We start from the raw sequence: 16576 nt of genomic DNA on the forward strand, positions 1-16576 counted from the left end.
GGTCGGGCGGTATCAAGGACCAACCTTCTCATCACCGGTGGCTCGATCCCGGCCATCGGCGCCGGTGCCGCGCAGTGTCTGCACCGGCGCCCGGTCGGCGTCCCGGCCGTGGTCGGGGTCGGCGGGGCCGGGGCCGGGAACCCGGTCGGTGGCGTCGTCGCCGCCCGCGTCCTCGGGCCGTTCGGCCGCCGCGTCGCCCGGACCCTCGTCCGGCCCGTCGCCCGCCGCCCGGTCCAGGGCCTGCTTCTTGCGCTGCCGGTAGATCCGCAGGGCGGCCAGCAGGATCAGCAGCAGCCCGGCACCGATCACGTACAGGACGCCGTCGGTCACCGAGGTCACCATGACGTTGAAGGTCACCGGGTCGCCGTACGGCTGCGGGTTGGGCCCGGTGGTCCAGAGCTGGGCGGTCATGGTGGCCTGGCCGTTGTTGTGCGCCTCGGCCGGGAACTGCATCGTGACGCTGCGCGAGGCGCCCAGCACGATGTCCGCCGGGTCCCCCACCTTGAGGCGGTTGGGCTGGCTGGAGGTCAGGACCAGTTTGAGGTTGGTGACCGTCTGGGTGAGGTCGTTGCGCACGCTGACCTGGAGGACGCCGGTGTCGCCGGCGAAGGTGATGACGCCCTTCTTGGGCACCCGCACCGCCTCGGACAGCTCCGTCAGGTAGTGCCGCACGCCCTCCCGGTAGGTGTCGCCGGCCGGGGCCTGGGTGCGCCACTCGGTGGACACCGAGCGGATCATCGCGGCGCTGAACGGCCCGCGCACCCGCTGCGGCAGGGTGAGCACGCGCATCAGCAGGTCCAGCCTGCTCTGGATGCCCATCGTCTCGGTCAGCGCGCTGGCCGACAGCTCCGAGGCCCGGGCCTCCGAGGGGTACTCGGTCGCCGGCGGCACCGCGCCGTTGGCCTTGGGGTCGGCGGCGGCCTGGACGACGGTGTCCAGCGTCACCGGGGTGGTCCACTGGCCGCCGTTGGCGCCCTGCAGGGCGGTCGCGAGGGCCTTGGCGGTGTTCACGGTGAGGCCGCGCGGGGGCATCACCAGCAGCCCGCGCTGGTTGTGCGGCTCCTGGCGGGTGATCACGAAGGTCTCGGCCAGGTAGCGCTGCACGGCCTCGCTCTGCGACTGCGGGGTGTTCAGGTCGCTCTGGAACAGCGCGGAGACGGTGTGGTCCGCCACCACGGCGGTCTGCCCGTTGCCGATCGGCCGGGTCGCGCCGGGGGTGTACTTGAGGGCGTCCGCCTCGGGCAGGCTGGCGCCGTTCACCAGCAGCAGGTTGTCCCCGCCGCGCTGCGCCGTGGCGGCGATCTGCTGGTCGAGGTACCCCTGGTAGGGCCAGGCCACGTCGCCCCGGACGTCCACCGAGAGCCGGCCCTCCGCCGTCACTTGGCCCGCGGTACCGGCCTTCAGCAGGGCGGTGTCGATGCCGCCGAGGTCCGCGCCGTTGTGCGCGATGGAGGCGATGTCCGGGTCGGCGTACGGCAGCGAGACCACCTCGTTGCCGGGCTTGGCCACCGCGGTGCGCAGCTTGTCCAGCCAGGCGGTGGCGGCGGCGGTGCCGGTGCCCTGGGTGGTGTTCTCGTCCTTCGCGGACTGGCCCGCGGTGTTGGGCTTCTGCACCTTGTACGGCTTGGTCATCGCGTACGCGGTGTCCAGCAGGTCCGGGTCGACCACCCAGGTGAGGCCGGGCAGGCCGGCGCCGATGTCGACCAGCTCGTACAGCCGACCGCCCGGGGCGAAGTCGGCGGCCAGGCTGTCGTCCCGCAGGACGGCGATGCTCTGGTCGTTGTCGGAGAGGGTCTGGGCGACCAGCTCGGGGGTGTGGGTGATCGGCCAGAGCGTCGCGACCTGGGTGGGCTGGGCGTCGGTGGGCGTCGGGTTGTAGGCGAGGAAGGTCCTGGCGATGCCCAGCGGACGGTTGCGCTGGTTGTCGCCGGTGGAGCCCCAGACGTCCACCGCGAGCTCGTAGGCGCCCTCCCGGTCCAGGCCGAGGTCGGCCGCCGCGACCTGCAGGGTGAAGGGCTGGCTCTGGCCGGGGCCGAGCTCGTTCAGCGCCGCCTGCGGGCTGTCCAGGTCCACCCCGTCCACGCCGGCCGGGTCGTTGCGCCCGGCCACCGCGGCCAGGTCGCTGCGGGTGTTGAGCGGCTTGTGGTTGAGCGGGGCGCGGACCGCGGCGTGCGGCGACTTCAGCGGCGACCGTCCGCCGTTGGTGACCTGGCCGGTGATCGTCACGGCGCCGCCGGGGCTGACCACGGCGGGGGTGACCCCGTCGATCGTCACGACCACCGGGTACTCGCCGGACACCGTCGGGGCCAGCGCCGGGCGGGCGCCGTCGGCCGGTGCGGCCAGCGCCTGCGGCGCGGCGCCGAGGAGCACGGCGCAGGCGGCCGTGAGGGCGGCCAGGCGCCTGGCCACCCGGCCCGCACCGGCCCGCCCGTCACGACCGGTACGTCCGTGGTGTCGGTGCGTCTCCAGGCCCGAGTGCCGTGCCGGCTCGCTCACGCGCTTCGCCCTCGCCGTTCTCGATCGCTGATCTTCGGATGACCAGATGAATGGCCGAGCGATCCGGTTCTCCGCCGTCCGCACAGCCTTGGTGGCACCGCGGCGCGGCCGTCACGCTGACGCGGCCGAGACTCGCTCCCACCGGCATGGTAACGACGATCCCCGGCCCCCAGTGTTGGGGGTCGCCGGGTGAGCACCGCGGACGGGGGCTCCGCCGGAACAACCCGCGGGCGCCGGACCTGCCAGGACCCGTACGCTTGTGAGCCGTGTCCACTGCCAATGACCCCAGCACCCATTCTTCCAGCACCGCCACCGCCGCCGTCCCGGGCCTGAGCGAGGCGCAGACCCTGGGACTCCAGGAACTGCTGAGGGTCTCACCAGTCGCCGACGAGGTCGCCCGGCGCTTCCAGGCCGCAGGCCACCGGCTGGCGCTGGTCGGCGGCTCGGTCCGCGACGCGCTGCTCGGCCGGCTCGGCAACGACCTCGACTTCACCACCGACGCCCGCCCGCAGCAGGTGCTCAAGCTGGTCAAGGGCTGGGCGGACGCCGTCTGGGACGTCGGCATCGCCTTCGGCACCGTCGGCGCCCGCAAGGACACGCCCGAGGGCTCCTTCCTGATCGAGATCACCACCTACCGCTCCGAGGCCTACGACCGCACCTCGCGCAAGCCCGAGGTGACCTACGGCGCGAGCATCGAGGAGGACCTGGTCCGCCGCGACTTCACGGTCAACGCGATGGCCGTCGACCTGCCCGGGCGCGGCTTCGTGGACCCGCACCACGGCCTGGACGACCTGGAGCGGCGGGTGCTGCGCACGCCCGCGACGCCGGAGGAGTCCTTCTCGGACGACCCGCTGCGGATGATGCGCGCCGCCCGCTTCGCCGCCCAGCTCGACTTCACGCCGGCGCCCGAGGTCGTCGCGGCGATGACCGCGATGGCCGAGCGGATCACCATCGTCTCCGCCGAGCGGGTCCAGGCCGAGCTGAACAAGCTGCTGCTCGCCGACCACCCGGTCAAGGGCCTGCGGCTGCTGGTCGACACCGGCCTCGCCGACCACGTGCTGCCCGAGCTGCCGGCCCTGCGCCTGGAGAGCGACGAGCACCACCGCCACAAGGACGTCTACGAGCACTCGCTCACCGTGCTGGAGCAGGCCGTCGCACTGGAGCAGGAGGGTCCCGACCTGGTGCTGCGCCTCGCCGCGCTGCTGCACGACATCGGCAAGCCCCGCACCCGGCGCTTCGAGCCCGACGGCCGGGTCTCCTTCCACCACCACGAGATGGTGGGCGCCAAGATGACCCGCAAGCGGATGCGCGATCTCAAGTACTCCAAGGAGCTCATCGAGGACGTCTCCAAGCTGGTCGAGCTCCACCTGCGCTTCCACGGCTACGGCGGCGGCGAGTGGACCGACTCCGCGGTGCGCCGCTACGTCACCGACGCCGGTCCGCTGCTGGAGCGCCTGCACAAGCTGACCCGCTCGGACTGCACCACCCGCAACCGCAAGAAGGCCGCCGCGCTCTCCCGCACCTACGACGGGCTGGAGGAGCGGATCTCCGAGCTCAAGGAGCGCGAGGAGCTGGACGCCGTGCGCCCGGCGCTGGACGGCAACGAGATCATGGAGCTGCTCGGGCTGGCGCCCGGCCCGCAGGTCGGCAAGGCGTACCGGCACATGCTGGAACTGCGCCTGGAGCACGGTCCGATGGAGCACGAGGAGGCCGTCGCGGCGCTGCGCGCCTGGTGGGCCGAGCAGGGCTGACGGCCCGGGCCGGTCGGTACGGCCCGGCGTGGCCCGGTGCGAACCGGGCGGGACGGAAACGGCGGAGGGGAGCCCGGTCACCGGGCTCCCCTCCGCCGCGTCACACGGCCGGCGCCGCCGTCAGTTGACGTCCGCCAGGCAGAGCACGAACTTGGTGATGCCGTTGTCCTGGTAGTACGAGCTGTTCGCGTCCGGGTACTTGGCGCAGGCCGTGTCCCCGTCCGTGGTGCCGAGCACCTTCGCGATCACCTTGTACTTCGCCCGGGAGTCCGTGCAGGGCAGCATGGTGATGTCCGGGTTGGAGTCGTGCGTCGCGTTGGTGCTGGTCTCGTGGTCGTTGCGCAGGCAGTCGCCGGCCTTCGCGCGGTCCACGTCGCTGGGCACCGGCTGGCCGGCCGCCGTCGAGGCCGCGGCCGAGGGCTTGGCGGAGGGCTTGGCGCTGGTGCCCGGCGTGGCCGGGGCGCTGGCCGCGGGCGAGGCGCCGGGGGTGGCGCCGTTCAGCGGGCCGAGGCAGAGCACGTAGGTCTTGCGACTGCTGCGGCGGCCGCTCTTGCCCCACACCGAGGCGGTCGACTCCGGGTTCGCCTCGCACTTGGAGGTGTCCGTGGTGCCGGTGTACTTGGCGATGACCTTGTACTGGGCCTTGGCGTCGGTGCACTTGACGATGTCGACGTCGGTGACGCCGCTGGTCTTCACGCAGTCGCCGACCGAGGCGCTGCTGACGCTCGGGCCCACCACGAAGTAGCCGACGATCAGCACGATGACGCCGACCACGGCAGCGATGATCTTGAAGGCGAGCTTGCCGCCGCCCCGACGTGGCGGCTGCGGGACGACCTGGCCCCAGCCGGGCTGGCCGCCCGGGGGTATCTGCCCGCCACCGGGCGGGGGGAAGCCGGGCTGGCCGTACGGCGGGGGCGGCGGGCCGGGCTGCGGCGGCACCGGGCCACCGGGGTAGCCGTAACCGGGGGCCGGCGGGGGCGGCGGGCCGAAGCCGGGAGCCGCGGGCGGCGGGCCGTACCCGGGGGCCGGCGGCTGCCCGTACGGCTGCGGGGCCTGAGGAGGGTAGCCGTACTGGGGCTGGCCGTAAGGATTTTGTGGTGTGCTCATATGAGTCCCCCGTGACTGAGTGCTGCTGCCGGCGCGGCATGTGCTGACGTACCTTAGCGAGTTGCCGGTGCGTCAGTGACGCCCAGGGGTCACCGGGCGTCACCGGCCGCGGGGTCGACCGCGTCGGGTGCGGCGCGCCGGGCGGCCCGGGCGTAGAGGACCGCGGCGCACCCGTACACCAGCGCGACGCCCACCACCACCGCCGCCGAACGGCCCGAGAGCGGCAGGACCAGCGCCGTCACCGTCGCCGCGGCGACGAAGGCCACGTTGAACAGCACGTCGTAGATGGCGAACACCCGCCCGCGGAAGTCGTCCTCGACCGACTCCTGGACCACGGTGTCCGCGCAGATCTTGGTGCCCTGGGTGACCACCCCGAGCAGCAGCGCCGCGATCAGGCCGGGGACCAGCGAGAAGGCCAGCCCGAGCGCGGGCACGAACACCACGGGCGCGGCCAGACAGAGCGTCATCCAGCCGGCGAGTCCGAGCCGGCGGGTGCACCAGGGGCTGATCACGGCCGCGAGGAAGAACCCGAGCGCGGAGAGGCCCACGGCCTTCCCGAGCGTGGCCAGGCCGGCGGCGCTGTCCGCGGAGTCGTTGAAGGTGTAGCGGGACAGCATCACCACGACCACGATCAGCACGCCGTAGCAGAACCGGGCGGCCGTGACGGCGGCCATCGCGTGGAGGGCGGGTCGGCAGTCGCGGACCAGGTGGGTCACCCCGGCGCCGAGATCCCGCGCGGCCTCGCCGAGCGCCTGCCGCAGCGCGGGGCGGTCCGGGTGGCGGGTCGGGCCGAGCAGGTCCGGGGCCATCCGCCGGGCGGCCAGGGCGGCCGAGAGGTAGAGCAGGGCGGCGACGGTGACCAGTGCGGCGTCCGCCCGCGCGCCCGGTGGCAGCACCTGGTGCAGCAGGAACCCGAGCGTGCCGCCGATGGCGGCGGCGACCGTGCCGAGGGTGGGGGAGAGGGCGTTCGCGGTGACCAGCTGGTCCTGCCCCACCACCCGGGGGAGCGCCGCCGAGAGGCCGGCCAGGATGAACCGGTTGAGTGCGGTGACCAGCAGCGCGGCGGCGAAGAAGAGCCAGTCCGGTGCGTGGACCAGCAGCAGCCCGCCGGTGACCAGCCCGAGGCCGAAGCGGGCCAGGTTGCCGAGGTAGAGCACCTGCCGGCGCCGCCAGCGGTCCAGCAGCACGCCGGCGAAGGGGCCGATCACCGAGAACGGGAGCAGCATCACGGCCAGTACCGAGGCGATGTCGGCCGGCGAGGACTGCTTCTCGGGGGAGAACACCACGTAGGCGGCCAGGGAGACCTGGAAGACACCGTCGGAGAGCTGCGACAGCACCCGGGCGGTCAGCAGCCGGCGGAAGTCCCGTTGCCGCAGCAGCCCGGCGAGGGTGGCACGGTTGGGTGCCCTGGTGCTGCCGTTCGCTGTGATGGCCACCCGCCAAGGGTGCCACGGCCGCGGGCGTTGTTTCACGTGAAACAACGCCCGGAGACACGGCCGTGGGGGCCCCGGCAGTGCCGGGACCCCCACGGGAGCCCACAGGTCGTCAGTTCGACCCGGGTGGTGCGGACGCCCAGCGCCCGAACCGAGCTGCGCTCAGCGCCCAGCCCGACCAATCGCGAACCGAGCTACGCTCAGCGCCCAGCCCGACCAATCGCGAACCGAGCTACGCTCAGCGCTCGACCTCACCGCGGATGAACTTCTCCACGTTGTCGCGGGCCTCGTCGTCGAAGTACTGCACCGGCGGGGACTTCATGAAGTACGAGGACGCCGACAGGATTGGGCCGCCGATGCCGCGGTCCTTGGCGATCTTCGCGGCGCGGACGGCGTCGATGATGACACCGGCCGAGTTCGGGGAGTCCCAGACCTCGAGCTTGTACTCGAGGTTCAGCGGGACGTCGCCGAAGGCGCGACCCTCAAGGCGGACGTAGGCCCACTTGCGGTCGTCGAGCCACGCGACGTAGTCGGACGGGCCGATGTGGACGTTCTTGGCGCCCAGCTCGCGGTCACGGACCTGCGAGGTGACGGCCTGCGTCTTGGAGATCTTCTTGGACTCCAGGCGCTCACGCTCGAGCATGTTCTTGAAGTCCATGTTGCCGCCGACGTTCAGCTGCATGGTGCGCTCCAGCAGGACACCGCGGTCCTCGAAGAGCTTCGCCATCACGCGGTGCGTGATGGTGGCGCCGACCTGCGACTTGATGTCGTCACCGACGATCGGCACGCCGGCCTCGGTGAACTTGTCCGCCCACTCCTTGGTGCCGGCGATGAACACCGGGAGGGCGTTGACGAAGCCGACCTTGGCGTCGATGGCGCACTGGGCGTAGAACTTGGCGGCCTTCTCCGAGCCCACCGGCAGGTAGCAGACCAGGACGTCGACCTGGCGGTCCTTGAGGACCTGGACGACGTCGACCGGCTCCTCGTCGGACTGCTCGATGGTCTCCAGGTAGTACTTGCCCAGGCCGTCGAGGGTGTGACCACGCTGCACGGTGACGCCGGTCGGCGGCACGTCGCAGATCTTGATGGTGTTGTTCTCGCTGGCGCCGATGGCGTCGGCCAGGTCGAAACCGACCTTCTTGGCGTCGACGTCGAACGCGGCGACGAACTCGACGTCACGGACGTGGTACTCGCCGAACTGCACGTGCATCAGCCCGGGGACCTTGCCGGCCGGGTCGGCGTCCTTGTAGTACTCGACACCCTGCACCAGCGACGCGGCGCAGTTGCCGACGCCCACGATGGCTACGCGAACCGAACCCATTCCGGTTGCTCCCTCTGATCTCATGAGGCCCGCCGGAACCGGCGGCTCTCGTCCTGCTGCTTCTGCAATGACTGAATGACTGTCTGACGGGCGCACGAGGCGCCCACTCCTACCGCGCCGCGCGGGGCGGCGAGGTGTCAGCGCTCCTGAGCGGAGCGCCCCGGGCGGTCGTACGGTGGCTCGGTCCGGTCGGTTGTCCCGACCTCCTGGCCACGGCCGTCCGAAGTCTTGTCGGTGCTCGCCGGGGCGGGTGAGGGCCCGCCCCGAACCGTCCGGTTGGCACGCTCGGTCTCGATCAGCTCGTTGAGCCAGCGGACCTCTCGCTCCACCGACTCCAGCCCGTGTCTCTGCAGTTCGAGCGTGTAGTCGTCGAACCGCTCGCGGGTGCGGGCGATGGAACTGCGCATCCGCTCCAGCCGTTCCTCCAGCCGGCTGCGGCGTCCTTCCAGGACGCGCATCCGCACGGCCCGGTCGGTCTGGCCGAAGAAGGCGAAGTGGACGCCGAAGTGCTCGTCCTCCCAGGCGTCGGGGCCCGAGTCGGCCAGCAGCTCCTCGAAGCGCTCCTTGCCCTCGGGGGAGAGCCGGTAGACGATCTTCGATCGCTTGCCGTTGAGCGCGGTGGCCGGGACGTACTCGGCATCCGGGTTGTCCTCGACGAGGAAGCCCTGGGCCACCAGGCTCTTCAGGCAGGGGTAGAGCGTGCCGTAGGAGAAGGCGCGGAACGATCCGAGCAGGACGTTGAGCCGCTTGCGCAGCTCGTACCCGTGCATCGGGGCGTCGTGGAGCAGGCCGAGCACGGCGAACTCCAGTACTCCCGACCGCCTGCTCATGCCGGCCGCCTCCTTCCCCACTGGTCTGTCGTATGTCGCGCCGATGTATCGACTCGATATATCGAGAACAGTAAACCGGGGTCCCCGAACGGGCAAGGGGGGCGCGCGTGGTTGTGATCACAGGAAGGCGGTCAAGGGCCGCAAGGCAACGGGCCTGTAATGATCTGCCGTCGTTATGGGGCGATTGGTGACTGATGCCCGAATAGCAACGGTTCGTAGGTGCGTACGCTGTCGCGTGTGCACGAGGACCACCTCCGGGGTTAGGGCGGTTACGGGCATCGGACGTGAACCCTGCCTTCAGGCTCGACGGCCTGACGAGGAGTTGCTGGAAGATGAGCGAACGACGGCGACGGTCGGACCACCCGGGCGGCGGTGACCAGCGCCCCGGCGGCGGCCGCCCCAACGCCCACGGCAGTCCGCCCGCGGGCGCGCCCGCGGGCGGTGCGGTGCCCGGCGGTGACGAACTCCGTTCGGACGGCCTCGGCCGCCGGCGCCCGGGCGGCGCGAGGGACACCGCGCAGCAGCCCCGGATGACCCGCGCCGAGCTGCGCAAGGCCGGCCAGAAGGGCGGCAAGCGCGGCGCCGCCGAACCGCCGGCCGGCCGGGGCGGAGCCCAGGGCCCGGGCAAGCCCGGCAAGAAACGGTTCATCGACTACCCGCGCTTCGGCAAGACCGGCGTGCGCCGCTGGGTGCCGTCCTGGCGGTTGTGGCTCTCGGGCTTCCTGCTGTTCTTCGGAGGCGGCGTGGCCGCGGTCGGTGTCGCCTACGCGAACACGACCGTCCCGGACATCCACGACCTGGTCAAGGAACAGAACAACATCTACTACTGGGCCGACGGCTCGGAGATGACCCGCAAGGGCGAGACCAACCGGCAGATCGTCGAGCTCAGCGACATAAGCGTCAACGTCCAGAACGCCGTCATCGCGGCCGAGAACGAGACGTTCAGGACCGACCCGGGCATCGACCCCAAGGGCATATTGCGCGCCCTGTACAACATGGCCAAGGGCGGCCAGACCCAGGGCGCCTCGACCATCACCCAGCAGTACGTCAAGAACGCCTACCTGAGCCAGGAGCAGACCCTGGACCGGAAGGTGAAGGAGTTCTTCATCACGCTGAAGATCAATCAGCAGATGGAGAAGAACGACATCCTGAAGGGCTACCTGAACACCAGCTGGTTCGGCCGCAGTTCGACCGGCATCCAGGCGGCGGCCCAGTCGTACTACGGGGTGAACGCCAAGGACGTCGACATCTGCCAGAGCGCGATGCTGGCGAACCTGCTCAAGGGCGCCGCCGTCCAGGACCCCTCGCTCAGCCCGGCCAACCACGCCCGCGCCGAGAGCCGGTGGAAGGCCATCCTCGACCTGATGGTCAAGACCAAGGCGATCACCGCCGAGGACCGCGCGAAGTGCACCGTCTTCCCCGACCCGATCCCGCGCAAGCCGGCCGCCAACATGAACGGCGAGGTCAGCTACCTCGTCGACACGGCCAACAAGTTCATCATGGCCAAGGACAAGACGATCACCCAGCAGCAGATCGACAAGGGTGGTTTCAAGGTCTACACGACCTTCGAGAAGGACAAGGTCGACGCCCTCAAGAAGGCCGTCGACGACGTCCAGGCCGAGACGCTGAACGTCACCAAGCGGCCGGAGCTCGACAAGTTCGTCCAGGTCGGCGCGGCCTCGGTCCGGCCCGGTGACGGTGCCATCGTGGCCATCTACGGCGGCCCCGGCGTGGAGAACAACCACTACGACAACAACGCGGACGCCAAGGGCATCCCGGTCGGCTCGACCTTCAAGCCCTTCGTGCTGGCCACCGCCATGCAGAACGGCGTGCTCACCGAGACCGACAAGCAGGGCAAGCCGGCGCGGATCAACGCCGACAGCCGCTACCTCTCCGACGACATGAGCGAGATCCGCAAGCCGGACGGCTCCCTGGTGATCGGCGACGACGGCAAGCCGTACCGGCAGAAGAACGAGGACTCCGCCAAGCGCGGGTACATCTCGCTGCGGCAGGCCATGCAGTGGTCGTACAACGTCCCGTTCGTCCAGCTCAACCAGGATGTCGGCGGTCAGAACGTCGCCGACATGGCGGAGAAGCTCGGGCTGAAGAAGGAGACCTTCACCGACCCGAAGACCCCCACCTTCGCCCTCGGCACCTCCACCCCCAGCTCGATCCGGATGGCCTCGGCCTACGCCACCTTCGCCGCCAGCGGCAAGGAGGCCGACCCCTACTCGGTGACCAAGGTCGAGTACAGCGGCAAGGAGAAGCCCGGCTTCGCCAAGCCCGAGCTCAAGCAGGTGCTGGACGCGGCCGTGGCCGACAACATCACCGACGTGCTGGTCAACGTGGCCAAGAACGGTACGGGTAGCAAGAGCAACGCGCTCGGCCGCCCGGTCGCCGGCAAGACCGGCACCACCGACCAGAACAAGTCGGCCTGGTGGGTCGGCTACACGCCGCAGCTCTCCACCGCCGTCTCGATGTGGCGCGAGGACCCGAGCAACCCGGGGCTGAAGACCCTCAACGGCACCGGTGGCAAGGACTCCAACCACGGTGGTGACACCCCCACCGACATCTTCACCCGCTACATGAAGGCCGCGCTGGCCAACGAGAAGAAGGTCAACTTCCCGACCCCCGAGCCGGTCGGCAGCCAGATCGACTCCTCGGGCGCGCCCAGCACCGCCTCCCCGACCGCCTCGCCGACGGCCACCGAGACGGCGCCCCCGGCGACCGAGGCACCGGTCGTGCCGGCGCCGCAGCCCACCGCGGTCGTGCCCACCTGCGTGCCCGGGGTGGACTGCCCGGACAGCTCGCCCAGCCCGACCGCGACCAGGACCCGACCGACGCCGGGCCAGAGCTGCATCCCGCTGCTCACCTGCACCTCGCCGAGTCCGAGCGCGTCCACGGCGGACCCGACCAAGCCCGGGAAGCCGACCGCCAGCGGCGCCCCGGTGCCGTGACGGACGGGCCCGGCGGCCGGTGACCCACGGGGGTCGCCGGCCGCCGGGCCCGAACACGCCAGACCCCACGGTGGCGGCCCTCCCAGGAGGGCCGCCACCGTCGTGTTCCGGGGGGCGGCGGACCCCACCCCGCCGGCCGGCGGGCGCCTTTTCCCCGACCGGCGGGCGCCGTCGGCGGGGGCCTCCTCGTCCACCCGCCGATGGTGCGGCAGGATGTCCGGCATGACGTCGAGCGCGCGTGACGATTCCACCGGGCCGGACCGGCCCGACGAGGCCCCCGGAGCAGGCGCCCACGCCCCGGTCGCGGTGGCCGAGGGGCCCGCGGGCCGGCCCGCCCCGCAGCCGGACACGGTCGTCGTGCCGGCCGACGAGGACCCGGTCGCGGCGGCCGGCAGCGAGGTGATCGGCGGCCCGCCCGGCCGGCGGGCCCTGCTCGGCGTCTCCTGGTGGATCCCGGCGCGCTTCCTGGCGCTCGCGGTCATCCTGACCTCGGTCCTCGGAATGATGCAGAAGCTGCCCTGCTACGACGGCGGCTGGTTCCAGGCCGGCTCGCCTCAGTACGTCCACGCCTGCTACAGCGACATCCCGCACCTGTTCACCGGCCGGGGCTTCGCCGACGGACTGCACCCGTACGTCGACAAGATCCCGCAGGGTTCGCCGGACATGCAGTACCTCGAATACCCGGTGCTCACCGGCCTGTTCATGCAGGTCGCGGCCTGGCTCACGCCGGGCGGCGGCACCGGCCAGCAGCAGGAGCAGTGGTTCTGGGCGATCAACGCGGGCCTGCTGATGGCCTGCGCCGTGATCGCGGTGGTGGCCGTCTCGCGCACCCACCGCCGCCGCCCCTGGGACGCCCTGCTGTTCGCACTGGCGCCCTGCCTGGCGCTCAACTCCACCGTGAACTGGGACCTGTTGGCGGTCGCCCTGGCCGCCGTCGCGATGGCCTGCTGGTCCAGCTCCAAGACGGTCTGGGCCGGCGTGTTCATCGGCCTGGCCACCGCCGCCAAGCTCTACCCGGTGCTGCTGCTCGGACCGCTGCTGGTGCTCTGCTGGCGGGCCGGCCGGTGGCGGGCCTTCGGGCAGGCGCTGGGCGGCGCGGTGGTGGCCTGGCTGCTCGTCAACGTGCCGGTCATGCTGGCGAACTTCGACGGCTGGGCGACGTTCTACACCTTCAGCAAGCACCGCAAGGAGGACTTCGGCTCCTTCTGGGTGATCCTGATGCAGAACCGCGGCGTGGGGCTGGAGAACCTCGACACCTACATCGCCCTGCTGCTCGTGCTGTGCTCCCTGGCGATCGGCTGGCTGGCGCTGTCGGCCCCCCGCCGCCCGCGCTTCGCGCAGCTGGGCTTCCTGATCGTCGCCGCGTTCATCCTGACCAACAAGGTGTACTCGCCGCAGTACGTGCTCTGGCTGATCCCGCTCGCGGTGCTGGCCCGGCCGCGCTGGCGGGACTTCCTGATCTGGCAGGCCTGCGAGGTGCTCTACACCCTGGGCATCTGGTCCCACCTGGGGTTCGTCACGGGTGGCAAGCAGCACGGCCTCGGCGACTCCTGGTACCACTTCGCGGTCGTCCTGCACCTGCTCGGCACGCTCTACCTGTGCGCCGTGATCGTCCGCGACATCCTGCTGCCGGACCGCGACCCGGTCCGCTGGGACGGCAGCGACGACCCCTCCGGCGGGGTGCTGGACGGCGCCCCGGACCACTTCGTGGTCGGTACGGCCCGCCGGCTCCGGGAGGAGGCGACCTACGCGGCCTACGCCCCGGCCGGCGCCGAGGGCTGGCTGAGCGCCGCGGACTCCCTCCCCGCCGGAGAGGACGTCCCGGGCCTGCCCCGGCCGTCGGCCGAGCACTGACCGGGGGCCTACCGCCCTCGACGCCAACGGGCCGGCGGCCGCACCCTCGGGTGCGGCCGCCGGCCCGTTCGCGTGCCGTGCTGCGCGGTGGTCAGCGGTCGACCACCCGGTCGAAGTGGGTGGTGGTGTGCCGCACCTGGAGCCCGAGTTCGTCCCCGATGGCCGGCGGCCGGGTCTCGGAGCCCAGGAACAGCAGCGACACCTGCATGTGCGGCGGCTCGGCGAACCACAGCTGCTTGCCGTCCCAGTTGTACGGCGAGCGGGTCTTGTTGACCGTCGCCAGGCCGGCCCGGGCGATGCCCTTGGCCCGGGACGAGACGCCCTGGACGTACTTCGGTGCCTCCAGCCCGATGCCGTGCGCGGTGCCGCCGGTGACCACCACCAGGTGACCGTCCGAGGGCGCCGGGTGCTGGCGGTAGCCGTACCGGTCGCCCTTGACCACCGGGGTCACGTCGAGGACCGTGCCGCGGACCTCCAGGGCGCCGCCGTCGCCGAGCCAGAGCCGGGTGCCGATCCGGGCCCGGAACACCGTCGCGGGGTAGCGCTCGGCGAGCCGGGCCATGCCCGCCGCGCCGAGGTGGCTGACGAACACGGTGCGGGTCGGCAGGCCGGCCGCGCCGGCGGCGTCCACCCAGTGCGCGACCTCGTCCACCGGGTCGGAGCCGTCCGGCCGGTCCATCGGCAGGTGCAGGGCCAGGCCCTCGAAGGAGACGCTGTCCACCATCTCGGCGACCGCGGCCAGCTCACCCGCGGCGATGCCGTGCCGCCGCATGCTGGTCATGCACTCCACGACCACCCGCGCGCCCGGCACCGCCCGCAGCGCCGCGGTGCTCGCCACCGTGCGGATGACCCGGGCGTGCGGCAGCGGCAGCACCTCCTCGCCGATCCGGTACGGCGTCAGCACCAGCAGCTCGCCGCCGTACCAGGTGGCCGCCTCGGCCGCCTCGTAGGCGGTGCCGACGGCCAGGATGCCGGTGCCCAGCCGGGTCGCCTCCTCGGCGAGCCGCTGGTTGCCCAGGCCGTAGCCGTTGCCCTTGGCCACGGGCACCAGGCCGGGGAACTCGGCCAGCACGGACTGCTGGTGAGCACGCCAGCGGGCGGTGTCGAGGTAGAGCGACAGCGTCATCGGGTCATCTCCCGGAGGGAATGCGGACGAGGAAGGGGGACAGGGGCCGAGCGGGGCTCAGCGCCGCGACATGTAGATGTCGAGGGCCTTGTGCAGCAGCTTGTTGAGCGGGAAGTCCCACTCGCCGAGGTACTCGGCGGCCTGGCCGCCGGTGCCCACCTTGAACTGGATGAGCCCGAACAGGTGGTCGTTCTCGTCCAGGGTGTCACTGATGCCGCGCAGGTCGTACACGCCGCCGCCGAGGGCGTAGGAGTCGCGCATCATCCGCCACTGGACGGCGTTCGACGGCTTGACCTCGCGCTTGTGGTTCGCCGAGGCGCCGTAGGAGTACCAGACGTGCTCGCCGACCACGAGCATGGTGGTCGCGGCCAGCGGCTCGCCCTCGTGGTAGGCGATGTAGAGCCGCATCCGGTTCGGGTCCTCGGCCGTCAGGGCCTTCCACATCCGCTGGAAGTAGGCGAGCGGACGCGGCGTGAAGCGGTCGCGCTCGGCCGTCACCAGGTAGAGCTGGTGGAAGACCGCCAGGTCGTCGTAGCCGCCCTGGACGACCTCGACGCCGCTCTTCTCGGCCTTCTTGATGTTGCGGCGCCAGAGCTGGTTGAAGCCCTTCTGGATGTCGTCCAGCGAGCGGTTGGCCAGCGGCACCTGGAACACGTAGCGCGGCTGCACGTCACCGAAGCCGGCGCCGCCGTCCTCGCCCTGCAGCCAGCCGGCCTTGCGCAGCCGGTCGGCGACCTCGAAGGCGCGGGCCTCGTACCAGTCGGCCTCGACGTCGCGCAGTCGCTTGGCCTGCTTGGCGGCGATCGCCTCCTTGATGGTCGGCGCGTCCCAGCGCCGGATCACCACCGGCGGGCCCATCTTGACCGAGAAGGCGCCCTGCGCCTTGAGGTGCGCCAGCATCGGCTCCAGCCAGCGGTCCAGGTCGCGGTCGAACCAGTCGATCACCGGGCCCTCGGGCAGGTACGCCAGGTAACGCTTGATCTTCGGGAGCTGGCGGTAGAGCACCAGGCCGGCTCCGACGATCTCTCCCGACTGGTCGATCCAGCCGATCGACTCCGAGCGCCACTCGGCCTTCACGTCGCCCCAGGACGGCACCTGCATGTGGCTGGCCGAGGCGCGGGTCCTGATGAAGGCGAGGTGCTCTTCGCGGGTGATCGTCCTCAGGCGCAGACTCATGCTGGGTGCTCCTTGTTGGTCGGGCTTTGCTGCCCAGGGGGTCTGGCAGTGACCCTATCGTCCGGATCCCGGACCGGAGCGGGCGCGGGCAGTGCGACGCCCCCGTCCGGTCACCTCTCCTCGGATAGGTACGAGACGGGGGCGCCTGCGGTTCCGCACGGGGCGGCTCCGGCGGGCGCGTCAACGCGCGGGGCTCACCAGATTCCGCCGTGGGCGATGCCCAGGTAGAAGCCCCAGGCGGACATGCCCGTCGCGATGACCAGCACGAACCGTTCGGCCGTGGTGACCGAGATGAACTGGCCCCACATCCCCGTGATCACGCCGAAGAGGCCGGCCAACGAGCTCAGCAGATGGAGGTTGTAGAAGAACGAGGTCGTGAAGGCCAGCACCCCGAGCAGGGCGGTGACGCCCACCAGGGTGTTCTCGCGGGGGTGCCGGTGGCCGTCGGTGTTGAGGGTCAGTGCGGGGAACCGGTTCGTGGACAGTGCCATGGATCCCACCTCCTGGGGAGGAGACGAACGAGCG

General features: G+C 71.5%; 11 protein-coding genes. 3 read left to right on the forward strand and 8 right to left on the reverse strand.

What is annotated here, in order from left to right; translation table 11 throughout:
• Positions 1–12: 12 nt before the first annotated feature.
• Positions 13–2496 carry a DUF6049 family protein gene (locus tag ACFTWP_RS22270; protein ID WP_380266393.1) on the reverse strand — a complete coding sequence of 828 codons (2484 nt, stop codon included), beginning with the start codon at positions 2494–2496 and terminating at the stop codon, positions 13–15.
• Between the two features lie 329 nt (positions 2497–2825).
• Between ACFTWP_RS22270 and ACFTWP_RS22275 the strand changes: the two genes are divergently transcribed.
• Positions 2826–4247, forward strand: a complete 1422-nt coding sequence (locus tag ACFTWP_RS22275) for a CCA tRNA nucleotidyltransferase (RefSeq protein WP_380266477.1) — start codon at positions 2826–2828, stop codon at positions 4245–4247.
• A gap of 120 nt (positions 4248–4367) precedes the next feature.
• On the opposite strand, the gene ACFTWP_RS22280 is transcribed toward ACFTWP_RS22275, so the two are convergent.
• The 4 genes from ACFTWP_RS22280 to ACFTWP_RS22295 all read right to left on the reverse strand — a co-directional run bounded on the left by ACFTWP_RS22280 (position 4368) and on the right by ACFTWP_RS22295 (position 8938).
• Positions 4368–5354 (reverse strand): hypothetical protein, encoded by a 987-nt coding sequence (locus tag ACFTWP_RS22280; RefSeq protein WP_380266394.1) that lies wholly within the window; start codon positions 5352–5354, stop codon positions 4368–4370.
• Positions 5355–5443: 89 nt separating this feature from the next.
• Positions 5444–6790 carry an MFS transporter gene (locus tag ACFTWP_RS22285; protein ID WP_380266395.1) on the reverse strand — a complete coding sequence of 449 codons (1347 nt, stop codon included), beginning with the start codon at positions 6788–6790 and terminating at the stop codon, positions 5444–5446.
• A 235-nt stretch (positions 6791–7025) separates the two neighbouring features.
• On the reverse strand, positions 7026–8108 hold the full coding sequence (locus ACFTWP_RS22290) for an inositol-3-phosphate synthase (RefSeq protein WP_329496464.1): 1083 nt from the start codon (positions 8106–8108) through the stop codon (positions 7026–7028).
• Between the two features lie 137 nt (positions 8109–8245).
• Complete coding sequence (locus tag ACFTWP_RS22295) at positions 8246–8938, reverse strand: helix-turn-helix transcriptional regulator (protein ID WP_380266396.1); 693 nt, start codon at positions 8936–8938, stop codon at positions 8246–8248.
• Between the two features lie 332 nt (positions 8939–9270).
• On the opposite strand from ACFTWP_RS22295, the gene ACFTWP_RS22300 reads away from it, so the two are divergent.
• Together ACFTWP_RS22300 and ACFTWP_RS22305 are read left to right on the forward strand one after the other, a co-directional pair.
• The gene (locus ACFTWP_RS22300) at positions 9271–11895 is read left to right on the forward strand and encodes a transglycosylase domain-containing protein (protein ID WP_380266397.1); all 2625 of its coding nucleotides are present in this window, start codon (positions 9271–9273) and stop codon (positions 11893–11895) included.
• Positions 11896–12117: 222 nt separating this feature from the next.
• The gene (locus ACFTWP_RS22305) at positions 12118–13749 is read left to right on the forward strand and encodes a glycosyltransferase family 87 protein (protein WP_380266398.1); all 1632 of its coding nucleotides are present in this window, start codon (positions 12118–12120) and stop codon (positions 13747–13749) included.
• 91 nt (positions 13750–13840) lie between these two features.
• On the opposite strand, the gene ACFTWP_RS22310 is transcribed toward ACFTWP_RS22305, so the two are convergent.
• From ACFTWP_RS22310 to ACFTWP_RS22320, 3 genes are all read right to left on the reverse strand, one after another.
• A complete protein-coding gene (locus ACFTWP_RS22310; RefSeq protein ID WP_380266399.1) occupies positions 13841–14875 on the reverse strand; it encodes an alanine racemase in 1035 nt (344 codons plus the stop codon).
• A gap of 57 nt (positions 14876–14932) precedes the next feature.
• On the reverse strand, positions 14933–16051 hold the full coding sequence (locus ACFTWP_RS22315) for a lipid II:glycine glycyltransferase FemX (RefSeq protein ID WP_380266400.1): 1119 nt from the start codon (positions 16049–16051) through the stop codon (positions 14933–14935).
• 194 nt (positions 16052–16245) lie between these two features.
• Positions 16246–16542, reverse strand: a complete 297-nt coding sequence (locus tag ACFTWP_RS22320; protein ID WP_380266401.1) for a hypothetical protein — start codon at positions 16540–16542, stop codon at positions 16246–16248.
• Positions 16543–16576 lie beyond the last annotated feature (34 nt).

Origin of the sequence: Kitasatospora sp. NPDC057015 (assembly GCF_042673745.1) — a bacterium.
Lineage (GTDB): Bacteria > Actinomycetota > Actinomycetes > Streptomycetales > Streptomycetaceae > Kitasatospora.

What these genes read in the sequence shown, in the direction of transcription:
- ACFTWP_RS22320 (WP_380266401.1), bottom strand. Translation starts at nt 16,542, where the DNA reads ATGGCACTGTCCACGAACCGGTTCCCCGCACTGACCCTCAACACCGAC.
- ACFTWP_RS22300 (WP_380266397.1), top strand. Translation starts at nt 9,271, where the DNA reads ATGAGCGAACGACGGCGACGGTCGGACCACCCGGGCGGCGGTGACCAG.
- ACFTWP_RS22310 (WP_380266399.1), bottom strand. Translation starts at nt 14,875, where the DNA reads ATGACGCTGTCGCTCTACCTCGACACCGCCCGCTGGCGTGCTCACCAG.
- ACFTWP_RS22280 (WP_380266394.1), bottom strand. Translation starts at nt 5,354, where the DNA reads ATGAGCACACCACAAAATCCTTACGGCCAGCCCCAGTACGGCTACCCT.
- ACFTWP_RS22290 (WP_329496464.1), bottom strand. Translation starts at nt 8,108, where the DNA reads ATGGGTTCGGTTCGCGTAGCCATCGTGGGCGTCGGCAACTGCGCCGCG.
- ACFTWP_RS22295 (WP_380266396.1), bottom strand. Translation starts at nt 8,938, where the DNA reads ATGAGCAGGCGGTCGGGAGTACTGGAGTTCGCCGTGCTCGGCCTGCTC.
- ACFTWP_RS22305 (WP_380266398.1), top strand. Translation starts at nt 12,118, where the DNA reads ATGACGTCGAGCGCGCGTGACGATTCCACCGGGCCGGACCGGCCCGAC.
- ACFTWP_RS22315 (WP_380266400.1), bottom strand. Translation starts at nt 16,051, where the DNA reads ATGAGTCTGCGCCTGAGGACGATCACCCGCGAAGAGCACCTCGCCTTC.